14 protein-coding genes and 1 other annotated feature are annotated in these 14,040 nt (G+C 43.3%); all 14 genes read right to left on the bottom strand.

Features of this window, described 5'->3' with window-relative positions:
- Positions 1–5 precede the first annotated feature (5 nt).
- Positions 6–2,774 carry an isoleucine--tRNA ligase gene (gene ileS, locus L6I86_RS12710; RefSeq protein WP_236287567.1) on the bottom strand — a complete coding sequence of 923 codons (2,769 nt, stop codon included), beginning with the start codon at positions 2,772–2,774 and terminating at the stop codon, positions 6–8.
- Between the two features lie 64 nt (positions 2,775–2,838).
- Positions 2,839–3,086: a binding site (T-box leader), on the bottom strand.
- A 72-nt stretch (positions 3,087–3,158) separates the two neighbouring features.
- A complete protein-coding gene (locus L6I86_RS12705) occupies positions 3,159–3,635 on the bottom strand; it encodes a DivIVA domain-containing protein (protein ID WP_171635339.1) in 477 nt (158 codons plus the stop codon).
- Between the two features lie 151 nt (positions 3,636–3,786).
- The gene (locus L6I86_RS12700) at positions 3,787–4,569 is read right to left on the bottom strand and encodes a YlmH family RNA-binding protein (RefSeq protein ID WP_236287565.1); all 783 of its coding nucleotides are present in this window, start codon (positions 4,567–4,569) and stop codon (positions 3,787–3,789) included.
- Between the two features lie 2 nt (positions 4,570–4,571).
- Positions 4,572–4,844 carry a YggT family protein gene (locus L6I86_RS12695; protein ID WP_157256863.1) on the bottom strand — a complete coding sequence of 91 codons (273 nt, stop codon included), beginning with the start codon at positions 4,842–4,844 and terminating at the stop codon, positions 4,572–4,574.
- A 40-nt stretch (positions 4,845–4,884) separates the two neighbouring features.
- Positions 4,885–5,307 (bottom strand): cell division protein SepF, encoded by a 423-nt coding sequence (locus tag L6I86_RS12690; protein WP_056612633.1) that lies wholly within the window; start codon positions 5,305–5,307, stop codon positions 4,885–4,887.
- A 54-nt stretch (positions 5,308–5,361) separates the two neighbouring features.
- Entirely contained in the window at positions 5,362–6,048 is a 687-nt protein-coding gene (locus tag L6I86_RS12685; RefSeq protein ID WP_236287563.1) for a YggS family pyridoxal phosphate-dependent enzyme, read from the bottom strand.
- A gap of 37 nt (positions 6,049–6,085) precedes the next feature.
- Complete coding sequence (gene pgeF / locus L6I86_RS12680; RefSeq protein ID WP_236287561.1) at positions 6,086–6,871, bottom strand: peptidoglycan editing factor PgeF; 786 nt, start codon at positions 6,869–6,871, stop codon at positions 6,086–6,088.
- A 187-nt stretch (positions 6,872–7,058) separates the two neighbouring features.
- The gene (locus L6I86_RS12675) at positions 7,059–7,358 is read right to left on the bottom strand and encodes a YlmC/YmxH family sporulation protein (RefSeq protein WP_056612638.1); all 300 of its coding nucleotides are present in this window, start codon (positions 7,356–7,358) and stop codon (positions 7,059–7,061) included.
- A gap of 142 nt (positions 7,359–7,500) precedes the next feature.
- Positions 7,501–8,283, bottom strand: coding sequence for an RNA polymerase sporulation sigma factor SigG (gene sigG, locus L6I86_RS12670; RefSeq protein ID WP_056612640.1), 783 nt, complete (start codon positions 8,281–8,283; stop codon positions 7,501–7,503).
- 160 nt (positions 8,284–8,443) lie between these two features.
- Positions 8,444–9,166 carry an RNA polymerase sporulation sigma factor SigE gene (gene sigE, locus L6I86_RS12665; RefSeq protein ID WP_056612642.1) on the bottom strand — a complete coding sequence of 241 codons (723 nt, stop codon included), beginning with the start codon at positions 9,164–9,166 and terminating at the stop codon, positions 8,444–8,446.
- Positions 9,167–9,314: 148 nt separating this feature from the next.
- The gene (gene spoIIGA / locus L6I86_RS12660; RefSeq protein WP_236287559.1) at positions 9,315–10,241 is read right to left on the bottom strand and encodes a sigma-E processing peptidase SpoIIGA; all 927 of its coding nucleotides are present in this window, start codon (positions 10,239–10,241) and stop codon (positions 9,315–9,317) included.
- A 233-nt stretch (positions 10,242–10,474) separates the two neighbouring features.
- Positions 10,475–11,599 carry a cell division protein FtsZ gene (gene ftsZ / locus L6I86_RS12655; protein ID WP_056612645.1) on the bottom strand — a complete coding sequence of 375 codons (1,125 nt, stop codon included), beginning with the start codon at positions 11,597–11,599 and terminating at the stop codon, positions 10,475–10,477.
- 30 nt (positions 11,600–11,629) lie between these two features.
- On the bottom strand, positions 11,630–12,874 hold the full coding sequence (ftsA, locus tag L6I86_RS12650; RefSeq protein ID WP_056612647.1) for a cell division protein FtsA: 1,245 nt from the start codon (positions 12,872–12,874) through the stop codon (positions 11,630–11,632).
- 299 nt (positions 12,875–13,173) lie between these two features.
- On the bottom strand, positions 13,174–14,010 hold the full coding sequence (locus L6I86_RS12645; RefSeq protein WP_236287557.1) for a cell division protein FtsQ/DivIB: 837 nt from the start codon (positions 14,008–14,010) through the stop codon (positions 13,174–13,176).
- Positions 14,011–14,040: the final 30 nt, after the last annotated feature.

The following is a 14,040-nucleotide window of genomic DNA, read 5'->3' as shown; positions in this document are numbered from 1 at the left end:
TTCCTCTACTCGTGATAATGAGCAGTCACAACATCATTACATCTGACACAGAGTGTTGGATGCTCTTTACTGTGCCCAACCTCTGGCGTCACTATCCAACAACGCTCACATTTCTCACCGTCTGCAACAGCAATGGCAATAGCAACATCTTTGGACTGAAGTGCACCTTCTGGTACAGAAGTACCAACTGGGTGTAAGTTAACAGCGGACACGATGAACAACTGATCCAATTGCTCGAATTGTGTCAACAAAGCAAACATCGCTTCATTTGGATACAAATTCACTGCTGCCCCTAAGGAATTGCCAATGACTTTCTCCTTACGCGCTTCTTCTAGCGCCTTCAGCACGTCATCACGCACTTCCAAGAAGGAATTCCATTTATTTTCCAATTGTTCATTGTATACACTCGTTTCAACTTCCGGTAATTCAGCAAGTTGTACGGAACTTAACTCCACACCTGGAATGTACTTCCAAACTTCATCAGCCGTATGAGGAAGAATCGGTGCAATAAGTTTCGTAATCGCAGTCAAAGCAGCATATAACACAGTTTGTGACGCTTTACGTGCTGGATCCTCAGCCGCATTTGCATACAGACGATCCTTGATGATATCCAAATAGAAGGAACTCATTTCGACCGCGCAGAAGTGGTGAATCGTTTGATACACAACATGGAATTCATATGCTTCATAGGCTTTGATAACTTTCTCGATCATTCGATTCAAACGAATCAACGCATAGCGATCAAGTTCGGATAAATTTGTATAAGCAACAAGGTCTGTAGCTGGATTGAACTGACTCAAATTCCCAAGTAGGAAGCGCATTGTGTTACGGATTTTACGATAAACCTCAGTTGTTTGGTTCAAAATATTGTCCGAAATTCGGTGATCGGACTGATAATCCACGGAGGAAACCCATAGACGAAGAATATCAGCTCCTAATTTGCCACAAACCACATTCGGATCAATCGTGTTACCGATGGATTTGGACATTTTGCGCCCTTCGCCATCTAGTGTAAAGCCATGACTCAGAATGCCTTTATAAGGCGACTTCTCTCTCGTTGCCACACCAGTGATCAGGGAAGAGTTGAACCAACCGCGATACTGGTCTGATCCTTCCAGATACAGATCAGCAGGCCATTGAAGTTCAGGACGCGACTCGAGAACCGCAACATGACTGGAACCGGAATCAAACCAAACGTCCATAATGTCCGTTTCTTTGCGGAATTCACCGTGACCACATTTCGTACAGCTAGTACCGTGTGGAAGAAGATCCTTCTCATCCTTGATGAACCAAGCATTCGAACCTTCTTGCTCGAATAACTGAGCAACATGTTCAATCGTTTGCTCGTTGACAAGTGGCTCATTACAGCTACGGCAATAGAAAATTGGAATCGGAACGCCCCATGCCCGCTGTCTTGAAATACACCAGTCCCCACGATCAGCAATCATGTTGTGAAGGCGTACTTCGCCCCACTCTGGCGTCCATTTCACTTGCTTGATTTCATCCAGCATCTCTTGTCTGAACTTATCAATCGACGCAAACCATTGCTCTGTTGCACGATAAATAACAGGTTTCTTCGTACGCCAGTCATGTGCGTATTGATGCTGTATGTCAGCAGCTTTTAGCAATAAACCTGACTCCTTCAGCTGCTCAATGATCAGCTTTCCGCCTTTTTCATAGAACAAACCTTCATAACCTGGTGCTTCAGCCGTAAAATGTCCTTGATCATCCACGGGACAAAGTACACCGATGTTATACCTTTGACCAATTGCAAAGTCGTCTTCCCCATGTCCAGGCGCTGTGTGAACACAACCTGTACCCGCTTCTAACGTCACGTGCTCACCAACCATAACAAGGGATTCACGATCGTAAAAAGGATGTTGGCAGGTAACAAACTCCAACTCACTGCCTTTTACCGTCGATAATACTTCATATTCGCTCCAGCCAATTTCCTTAGCCGCTGCTGCAAGAAGTCCTTGTGCCAGCACATATTTCTTACCATTCGCTTGAACGACTGCGTACTCGAATTCAGGGTGTACTGAAATCCCTAAGTTCGCAGGTAATGTCCATGCTGTTGTTGTCCAGATGACGATGGCTGCATCTTCAGGCAGCTTGCCTTTACCATCCTTTACTGGGAACGCTACGTAGATGGAGGTTGAAGTTTTCTCTTTGTACTCGATTTCTGCTTCAGCTAAGGCGCTCTCAGAGGATGGAGACCAGTAGACAGGCTTCAATCCTTTATAAACGAAGCCCTTCTGTACCATTGTACCGAAAACACGGATTTGCTGTGCTTCGTAGCCCGGTTGCAGTGTGATATACGGGTTTTTCCAATCTCCACGAATACCTAGACGTTGGAATTGACTCTTCTGCTTCTCAACAGATTGCAAGGCGTATTCTTTGCAATATTCACGGAACTCCGGAACCGTCATCTTCTTGCGATCAACTTTCCCGCTGTTCGTAATCACTTGCTCGATTGGTAAGCCATGTGTATCCCAACCTGGCACATAAGGCGCGTCAAAACCTTGCAGTGTTTTGAAACGTACGATAATATCCTTGAGCACCTTGTTTAGTGCGTGACCGATATGAATATCGCCATTCGCGTAGGGAGGCCCATCATGTAAAATGAACTTCGTTCTCCCGTTACGACTTTCTTGTACCTTCGCATAAATGTCTTCTGCTTCCCAATGCTCTTGCATTTTCGGCTCTGCCTGCGGCAAATTACCTCTCATCGGGAATTCTGTTTGTAATAGGTTTAATGTTTTTCCATAATCCATTTTTACCACTCCACTCCTGGTTCAATCTATCCTAGTCTATAAAACAAAAAAAGCCTCTCATCCCAAAAGGGACGAGAAACTCAACTCGCGGTACCACCCTCGTTAAAAAGCATCATGAACACGCGCCTAAAGGCGTGTCGAACTGAGCTTCTTCACTCGATCATGTGTAACGGCATGACCCGTTTCTCCCTACTCATTTCAAGAGACGCTCCTGGGGGATATTCGGTACGCTGCAGAGATTAGGCTCACACCACAACCCTAATTCGCTGACACTGCTCATAACGTCCTACTCGTTCCAGTCATAGCTTTATTGCGATACTTTTAACAGGAGTATACCCAATCTGGCAAGCATAGTCAATATGATACCTGCCTACTGCGTCATGCCTACTCTTCCTTATGTTCAAACTGCATACTTTGCCAGCCTTCTGTGTTTAATAATTCAAGCTGTGCTTCAAGTAAAGTCCGAAAGCGCGTACGATAAATGGAAGCTTGTTTCTTGAGTTCTTCGATCTCAAGAGCTACTTTGCGTGAACGCGTCAACGATTCATTAATAATCCGATCCGCATTTTTCTCCGCTTCTTTCAGTATTAACTGAGCTTCTTTCTTCGAATTGCTTCTGACTTCATCCGCAGCCTCTTGCGCTACAATGATCGTTTTGCTCAACGATTCTTCAATATGCGTGAAATGATCCAAACGCTCCTGCAAGGCCATCGATTGATTCTGCAAATCCTTATTCTCACGAATAAGCGCTTCATAATCCTTGATGACTTGATCTAGGAATTCATTCACTTGATCCTCATCATAACCACGAAACGAACGTGAAAACTCCTTATTATGTATATCTAGCGGTGTTAATGGCATCAGTGCCCCTCCTTAGCGTTTTGCGCAGCAAAACTGACTTCGTAAGCATAAGCTGAGCTTGTCTGAAAGCTAGCCTACACCCATGTCTATACAGTTCAGTTCGACAGAAAATTAGCAATTCCTGCAAAGTTCGTGGATAAATTATCCACGATCATGCAAACTTGCCAATCTTCACACGTATTCGACCTTTTTTCGATACGCCTTCCACTTCAAGCACTTTAAATCTACCAAAACCCTGCAAGGAGATCATATCGCCTTCTTTCAGTGGCTTGCTTGGATCTTCTTCCAACTTCCAGTTCACGCGGCAACGACCAGCTTGGATCGGTATTAAAACTTTGGCTCGGCTAAGTCGGAATACATCACTTACAATTCCGTCCATTCGCATGGAGGCAACGGATAGATGGAGCTCATCCAATTGCACTTGCGCTACTTCTAGCTTATTTAAAGAGAGCAATTCCGTTTGGACATGCACTCTATGTACTTGTGACAAATTCAAATGCAAATAGTCGGCTGCATCCTGCGTTACCAAGCAATGGCAGCCCCCCTCTATAACATGAATATCGCCAACCTTGTCCCGCTTCATGCCGAGTCCAAGAATGGCGCCCATGTAATCTCCATGTTCTAACGTAAGAAATTTACCATCGCCTGAAGAGACAGCTAACACAGCCATCGCCATGTCTTCACTATCCAAACTGCGGTAGTCAGGAGCAATAATAGCACGCTTACGTTCTGCTGTTTCATAGCCGCCATCAAGTCGGCAATGTACATCCGGGTGTCGATTCACGAGTGAATTCAGAATGAAAGCCTGTCTGGGATCGAGGAAATCGGTTAACTTCACAGCATGCTGCTCGGCAGCTCGCTCAACCCAATCCCAGGCTTTATCAACAAAATGATGCTCGTCTTGGTGAAAATGCCCATAAATATCCTTCGTCAAGACTAGAAAATCCCCACGATGAAATCAAGAACAGCAAAGATACCCATGACGACGAATTTCAATGCAATCAACGCCACGATTGGCGAGAGATCAATGAAACCAATGCTTGGTATGATTTTGCGGAATGGAGCCAGATACGGTTCAACCAGCTTCGATAGCAGTCCACCGACAAAACTGCCACGTGCGTTTGGAAACCAAGATAAGATCAAGTAACCAATAATCATGAAATAATAAATTTCTGTCAAAACGCTTAAAAAAGAGTAAACGTTATCCACGTTGTTTCCCACCTCTGTCTATGTGTTTGGGGATATGCGTCTATTCCTCGCCCATCATCTCAGAGATATGACCATGAATATCTACTGAGTCTGGTGTACAGAGAAAAATATTCGGTCCTAGCTTAGAGATAGACCCATTCAATGCGTAAACCGTACCACTCAAGAAATCTACAATTCGGATCGCTTGATCGCCGCGAACTCGTTGCAAATTAACGACAACCGCTCTACGAGCACGTAGATGATCTGCAATGTCCTGTGTTTCCTCATAAGTGCGGGGTTCACTAAGGACAACGCGTGAATTCTTCTGTGAATGAATACTGACGACATTCGCCTTATTTTTATTACGTAATTCGTATGGATTGGTTTCAGGTTCTTCTGTTGCTTCTACAATCCGTTCACGCTCTACAATTTCTTCCTCTTCCTGAAGTCCCAGAAAGTTCATAAATCGGTTATATACACCCATAGCGCTTCCCTCCTATCGAAATCATACCAATCGGAATCAAATTCCTAATGCCCTTTAGCCCTCTTTGCCTACTAATACAGTACCCAAACGAACCCAAGTTGCACCTTCTTGAATGGCCACGTCGAAGTCACCTGACATCCCCATAGAGAGCTCTTTCACTTCATAAGGGAACAACCTACGTTCATTCAATTGATCCCGAAGTTCACGTAATCCTCGAAAAACAGGTCTCGTTTCTTCAGATTCTAACTCATAAGGAGCCATCGTCATCAATCCGCATACGCGAATATGAGCAAGCTTGCTTACTTCCTCAGCAAATTGGAAGAATTCATGAGGCGATACGCCATATTTCGTTGCTTCACCTGAAATGTTCACTTGCAAGAAACAATTGACTTCTATTCCCAAACCAGCTGCTTGCTTGTCCAATTCTTTCGCAAGCGACATCCGATCTAGTGAGTGAATATAAGTAAATTTGCCGATGACATCCTTCACCTTATTCGTCTGCAAATGCCCTAAAAAATGCCATGTACCACGCTCATGCAGAGCTTCCCACTTCGGTTTTACATCTTGCCAACGATTTTCTCCAATATGTTGTAGACCGATGTTCAATACTTGTTCTGTCGTTTCTAAAGATACATATTTGGTTACTGCGATGATCTTAATGTCATTTTCTTGACGACCTGACTCCCGACATACAGTTGCTATCCGAGCTTCAACCTCTAGTTTGCGTTCCAATACGCTCATTCTCTCTACACCTCAATTCAAACACGTTGCCCGTTCCTTAAGGGCGAAGACCGATCCAAGCGATCATTCGTCCTGTGGAACCCCCTTCCTTTCGATGCGAAAAGAAGAGATCAGTTCGACAACTCGTACATAACTGAGTTACTTCGATATGGGACGACAAAATTCCTGCTTGCTCGATCAATTTTTGATTTAATAATTGCAAATTCAACATGTACTTCCCATTGCCTTTATCGGTGATAATTGCTTCTTGTTCCTCAGGCAATATCTGTGTTTCCTCAAAAACCAACCTAACGCGAGATGCTACCGTCTGATCAACCTCATAACAACAGGCGCCAATTGAGGGTCCTATTGCTGCTCGAATATCAGATGGCTGACTACCAAAAGTATGTGTCATTAAGGATATTGTAGCCATGGAAATGTTTAACACAGTACCTTTCCAACCTGCATGAGCAAGACCTACTACACGCTGAACGGGATCATAGAAAAATAGCGGTACACAATCCGCAAATTGCGCACAGAGTACGATGCCTTTGTCCTTTGATATAAAACCATCCTTCGCTTGAAGAGCTGTTTCTCTGCTATCACGCCCCATGCCCTGCTCGTTCAGACTGACGATAGCAATGTCTTTCCCATGTACCTGCTCCGCATATGTATACGATGTAAATGGCTGCCCAATTGCGTCTGCAACGCGCTCTCGATTACGCACAACATCGTGCTGGTTATCATTCACGTGTAAGCCGAGATTTAATGTTGAAAAGGGGGCCTGACTCACTCCACCTAAACGAGAGCTGAAGCCAGCAGTAATCTCAGGGAATAATGACATCCAAGGAGCTATAGGTAAAAGGACCGGATGATCCTCTTTTGAATGTAAGGATGGTAGTATGACAAATGGTTCCAATGTTAATCCCTCCAGCCCTTTTTGTTTATCTCTACTTTAGCACAAAATAAAAAGACACACGATGTCTGATCAGCTGCTATAGTGCTGATACAGCGTCCCCGTGTGTCCAACGTCAATTTTTAAATTGACGATTAAACTCATATACCACTTCTGTGTCGTCCGTTTGTCGATATGGCCGTACGTCTTCTAGCTTCACGAGCACAACGTCAGCACCAATTTTTACGATATGCTTCCAAGGAATGATAACATCGGTTCCTGTTCCAAACAATCCAAAAAAACGACTCTGATTCGGAACAACAATGGATTCGATTCGTCCTTGGCGCAGGTCAAGCTCCAAATCACTGATTTGACCAAGCTTTTTGCCGTCCACAATATTAATTACGTCCTTCGTCTGGAAATCAGATATTTTCATGAGGCCTATCACCACATATCTCATTAGAATTTGTACTGATTTTTTATTAGTATATGTGTCTTATGGGCAAAATGTCCTGTCAAACAAAAAAAGACCTTCACGGCTTGTCTACCAAGGCCGTTCCAGTCTTTGTTAATTGCACTTAGGATTTTACATGTTTCTGCATCTGACAAATAGCCGATTTCTCTAACCTTGAAACTTGTGCTTGAGATATGCCAATCTCATCTGCCACTTCCATCTGGGTCTTCCCTTCAAAGAAGCGCATAGATAGGATCATCTTCTCTCTAGCATTCAACTTATGCATCGCTTCGCGCAATGCGATACCCTCGATCCATGACATGTCTTTATTGCGCTCATCGCTTATTTGATCCATCACATAGATCGGATCGCCTCCATCATGATAAATGGGCTCAAATAAGGATACTGGATCTTGAATAGCATCAAGCGCGAACACGACATCTTCTTTGGGTACATTCAAGGCTTCAGAAATTTCATAAATAGATGGCTCGCGTGAGTTTTGATTCGTTAGACTGTCTCTAACTTGCAATGCTTTGTAAGCAATATCTCTCAAGGAACGAGAAACGCGAATCGGGTTATTATCTCGTAAGTAGCGGCGTATCTCACCTATAATCATCGGTACAGCATAGGTCGAGAATTTGACATTTTGACTTAAATCAAAGTTATCAATGGCTTTCATCAAACCAATACAGCCAACTTGGAAGAGATCGTCCACATACTCTCCACGATTGTTGAACCGTTGAATCACACTCAGTACCAACCTTAAATTGCCATTGACCAATTTCTCTCTTGCAGTTCGTTCTTGTTTTGTTTGCAGGTCAGTGAACAACTCACGCATCTCTGCATTGGTTAGCACAGGCAGTTTAGCGGTGTCAACTCCACATATCTCAACTTTATTTCGGGTCACCGTGATTACCTCCCAAGGAGAAACATTACTGTTAATTATCCCCGTGAGCGGTCGATTTATTCCTGCCATATCCCTTGCTCAGCGACTTGACAAAAGGGTACTGACTCGCTCCCTCCCGTGACACCTGAACAATTTCGACATTTACTGCCAAAAAAAAATTTCAGACCATCTTGTTAAACTCTTTGCGAAGCCGCTTAATAATCCGTTTTTCCAATCTGGAGATATATGATTGCGAAATGCCTAACAGATCTGCAACGTCTTTCTGTGTCTTTTCTTCCCCATCCTGTAACCCGAACCGCAGCTCCATGATAATACGCTCACGTTCACTAAGCTTATCAAGCGCCTTATGCAAAAGCTTCCGATCAACTTGTTCTTCGATATTGCGGTAAATGGTATCATTCTCTGTGCCTAGTACATCGGACAATAGAAGCTCATTACCATCCCAATCAATATTCAACGGTTCATCGAACGATACTTCTGTTCGAATTTTACTATTTCTGCGCAAATACATCAGAATTTCATTCTCGATACAGCGTGATGCGTAGGTTGCCAGTTTAATTTTCTTCTCGGGGTCGAATGTATTTACGGCTTTGATAAGACCAATCGCTCCAATCGAAACTAAATCCTCAATGTTAATGCCCGTGTTTTCAAATTTTCTCGCTATATAGACAACCAATCTCAGGTTGCGTTCAATCAACATAGCTCGAATAGCTGCATCCCCGGATGGTAATTTTTCCAATAAGTATTCTTCTTCTTCACGAGTTAGCGGTGGTGGCAATGCTTCACTACCACCTATGTAATAGATTTCCTCACCTTTAAGTCCTAGCAGCATCAAAATACGATAATACGTTAGTTGAACAAGCAGTTTCCACTTCAAGAACATGTTAGTTTCCTCCTAAGAGTTTTGCCATAGCAAAACTTTCATCGTAAGCTAAGCTGCGTTTTCCAATGGAAAACTGACTTTGTAAGAATGAACTGTGAACTGCCGTTAAACCTCTCATGAAACTGGACTAGCCACTCTTCTCGAATCATTAACCAGCCTGAATCAATGCAGGATGGATAATGGCTTGGTAGGAACCATCGCTGCACAGCTTTCCTCCGTCGAGCCCTATAAGCACCTTCGTTGCCTCCAATTGCGATTCATTATGAATAATCACCACCTTATCGGGTTTAATCGCTAGCATGAATTGCGTATTCCGGTTGACCCCACGGTAAGGTACGAGTCGCAAACGGTCCTGCCAAATAAACTCTTCCTCTACCCCTAAGCCGCTGATGATTTGATCCACATCGGATGAGCGTATCCTTTGCAGCCATAGCTCGGGTAGAACATCTCCCCATTCCGATACTTCCATTACCATAACTGGGGTTCGGGTCAATGGATCATATAGTTGGTTACCCGTATCGATCAAACCTTTGCAGGTAGCACTAAAATCCCCAACGTGAATCGTGACCTCTGCCAAATAGGTCGTCATAACCTCACGCTGCTTACTACTTTGAAACACGGTTCTAAACCACCAGAGAAGTGGAAGCAGCAATAGGACCACAAACAAGATACTGCCGATTTGAAATTGGAATACTGCGACACCAGATTGCGTAAATACGATACCCTTCATAACATCCGAGGAAGAGGCAAGCACATAATGGATGCCGAACATCCCACCAGCAACAGCAAAATTGATGAGTAAAAAAGTTCCCATATTCCGTAATAAATTTTGTAAGGAACCGTAACCAAAAGCGGTCATAATCATACCTGTACAAAACATACATTTCACAGAAAATGTAAAAAGCAAGGTTGGAACTGGTAAAAACATCATAACGACATACGATGCCCCTAATGCTGCAGAAAGTGCAATTCTCCACCATTTGAACGCTATTTTCCGCGTTTTTGCAGTGACTAATAGTAAGGCTGCATCCACCAGAAAGTTCAACAGGAAAATGAGATCCGCATAGACGACCATGCCATGCCTCACCTCCAAGAAGGGCACTATCTAGCAATTTCGTGACGAAACTTTAAGGTTCTAAATCAGTATATTGGATTCCAAGTTCAAAGTCTGTCTAAACATGCTAGTAGGAAGCTACTTTTTTTGTCAGTTAGCGCGGTCTCGTCCACAGGAGAAAAGCTTACAGAACAACAAAAAACCGAAGCTTCTACATCAAGTAGGGCTTCGGTCTCTAGACAATTATTATGTAATTATTTGTCAGTATTGCGTCCGCGATTTCGTAAGAAAGTCGGAATATCTAATTGATCATTAGAAGGCTGTGCGCCAAATGGTTTAAGATTATTTAAGCGGTTGTCAGGTGCAGCCGTCTCTGGTTGTCCTGGTGAAACCGGACGTTTGATAGACTGATGAATCGGAGCCGCTTTATGCTCGAAACCAGTTGCAATAACCGTAACTAAGATCTCATCTTTTAACTTCTCATCGATAACAGCACCGAAAATCATATTTACCTCAATGTCAGAAGCAGATGCCACGATATCAGCAGCTTCATTTACTTCGTACAAGCTAAGGTTCATACCGCCAGTGATATTCATCAAAACACCACGTGCGCCTTCGATGGATGTTTCCAACAAAGGACTAGAGATCGCTTTTTTCGCCGCTTCTGCCGCACGATTCTCACCGGTAGCTACTCCGATCCCCATAAGGGCGGAACCGCGTTCAGTCATAATCGTTTTGACATCTGCAAAGTCCAAATTGATAAGTCCAGGTACTGCGATCAAATCAGAGATCCCTTGAACACCTTGGCGAAGAACATTATCCGCTTCGCGGAATGCTTCAAGCATCGGAGTCTTCTTGTCAACAATCTCAAGTAGACGATCGTTCGGGATAATAATAAGCGTATCTACTTTCTCCTTCAGAGCAGCAATCCCTTGCTCTGCTTGTAAGGAACGCTTACGTCCCTCGAAAGTAAACGGTCGCGTCACTACACCAACCGTAAGTGCACCAACTTCTTTTGCGATTTCCGCAATGACTGGAGCAGCTCCTGTACCTGTACCGCCGCCCATACCTGCCGTTACGAACACCATATCTGCGCCGCGAAGCGTATTCAGAATCGTCTCCCTTGACTCTTCTGCTGCTTTCTTCCCGACTTCAGGATTTGCACCTGCACCAAGACCGCGGGTCAATTTATCGCCAATTTGCAATTTATGAACGGACTTGGCCAAATGAAGCGCCTGTGCATCCGTATTTACGGTAATAAATTCTACACCTTTAACACCGTTTTCAATCATGCGATTAACTGCATTGCTACCGCCGCCACCAACACCAATGACTTTAATTTGAGCCAATTGGTCTAAATCCATATCAAATTCAAACATATGAGCCATATCCCCCTAACTTAACGTTCACTAAATAAATTCACTGAAGAAATTTTTAACTCGATCAACCCATCCTGGCTTTTGACTATCGGAGGATTTTTTGGTAGTCTTAACAGCCAGTTTTTTGGTGATGCCTGAATTACGATTCTTCATGTATTTGGAGACGAATTGAATAATACCAACACCACTTGTGTAGGAAGGATCACGTACCCCAATGAAATCAGGCACTGCAATACGTACAGATGTAGCCAGTTCAGATTGTGCAATCGCCAGAATACCTGGGATACAAACTGTTCCACCAGTTAGTACATAACCACCTGCAAGATTTCCAAATCCCAAACGATGAACTTCGGCACGAATTAATTGAAAAATCTCTTCGACACGAGGCTCAATGATATTTGCAAGATCAACCTGAGAGAACTCTTTTTCAACATTGCTGCCCATTCTCGTCACTTTAAACACTTGATCAGGCGCGGAATCTTCTACGGATGCACAGCCATATTTCAATTTGATCTTCTCAGCAATTTCCAGCTGCGTATGTAAGCCAATAGAAATATCATTGCTGATAAATTCTCCGCCAATCTGAATCGTTGACGTTGCAACTAAATTACCTTCGTCGAAGACAGCAATAGTCGTTGCGCCAGCTCCGATATCAACTAATACGGTCCCTACAGCCTTCTCATCTTTGGAAAGTGCCAAATTACCGGATGCGAGCGACATTAAAATAAGTCCTGCAACCTTCAATTCGGATTTTTCCACAACACGCATTAAATTATGTATGCCCGTTTTCGCTCCAGTAATAATCGTCGCTTCTACTTCCAAACGAACACCGATCATACCGCGTGGATCATTAATACCTTCTTGCCCATCAACCAAATATTGCTTAGGTACAACTCCAACTATTTCACGTTCGGGAGGTAATGCGATGACCCTTGCCGCTTGAATGACGCGATCAATATCTTCTTCTCCGATTTCTCGGTCCTCATTTGAAACAGCAACTACGCCGTGACTTGATTGAAGAGAAATATGATTTCCTGAAATTCCAACGTAAACCTCGGAAATTTGTATACCGACCATTCGTTCAGCATGATCAATGGCACTTCGAATTGAATGCACAGTTTGATCAATGTCAACGATTGCGCCTTTACGAATACCCTCTGACTCGGCAGATCCCACTCCTATTATATTAATGGTTCCGTTAACAACTTCCCCAATAATAGCTCGAACTTTGGATGTACCGATGTCTAAACTAACAATGATATCATTGTTGCTCAAGCCCCTGGCACCTCCTGTAACTTAGGTAAAATTGCAAAATCTTCACAAATACTTTTATACGTATTCCACACAACCGCCATATTCCCTCTTTTTTCTACATTTTTTTTGCATTTGAAGACCAACTTCAACTTCTCTTTTCAATGTTGTAAAATGCAAACAATTTCGTCTAGTAAATACAAGAAAAAATAGAGTATGCAGATAGAGCCTATTTAACCATAAAACTAATTTTAACATTTTTTTCAGAGATTGAGTAGTCTCTGCTACGAATTTTTGTTAGTTTCTCCGCACTATGACGGTTGTTATGGCTTTGGTGTTGTTTTCGACGTAGGTTTCGGGGTGGTCTTAGGTTCCGTTTTGGAATCTGTTTTGTTATCTGTCTTGGAATCCCCGCCTGTTGCAAATGGTGTGTGATATTCGACTTCGAGCATTGTGATGACGCCATTCGAAATGTGATCCTCTGCTAAACCGGCAATATAACCAGGCAGGTTATCTATTCTATCAGGCAGATAGGAAATGGTTGTATGGATTTCGAATTGTGAGCGTGTATAAATCTTAATTTTGTCAGGGTACGATTCCGAAGGATCCGGCTTAATCTCTGACACGTCTGACAAAGCACTCTGTGGGATTTCCCCTAGTATTTTACAAAGCGCAGCTTTATTCGGATCGGTATCGGTCCAACCCGTTAAGATTGGCATGTCGAGCGGGATAACGCTACCAACTGGTAGTTCAATAACGTTGCCATCTGCGAGCACAGCTTGCTTTTTACCGTTAGGATCAATTTGGAATGCTACTTTAGGGAATTCTTCGACTTGAATGTGAATAACTCCTGGGAACATCTTCTTCACGACAGCACTCTTGATCATTGGCATCTCCGAGATCCGCCGTCCAATCGTCTTAGAGCTCACTGCAAAAAAACGATCACCTACTGAAACTTGACTAGCTTGTCCAATTGAATCCGTGGCTAATAGCACATTTCCCTCAACATCAATCCGACTGATTCGACTTAGTGAAGATTGGAAGAACAAAATAACTAGAACAATTAGGAAAAAAATGATTAAAAAAGAGAGCAGCTTCCGATTCGTACGTGTACGCGGCTTAGGTACAGGCAGCGTTGGTACTTTGTTATCTTCGGACAAGAGGGGCACCACCTAATTATATTTATTACA

Source organism: Paenibacillus allorhizoplanae, assembly GCF_927798215.1.
Lineage (GTDB): Bacteria > Bacillota > Bacilli > Paenibacillales > NBRC-103111 > Paenibacillus_E > Paenibacillus_E allorhizoplanae.
Note: the sequence above shows the minus strand (reverse complement) of the source record. Positions and strands in the feature narration are given on the sequence as shown.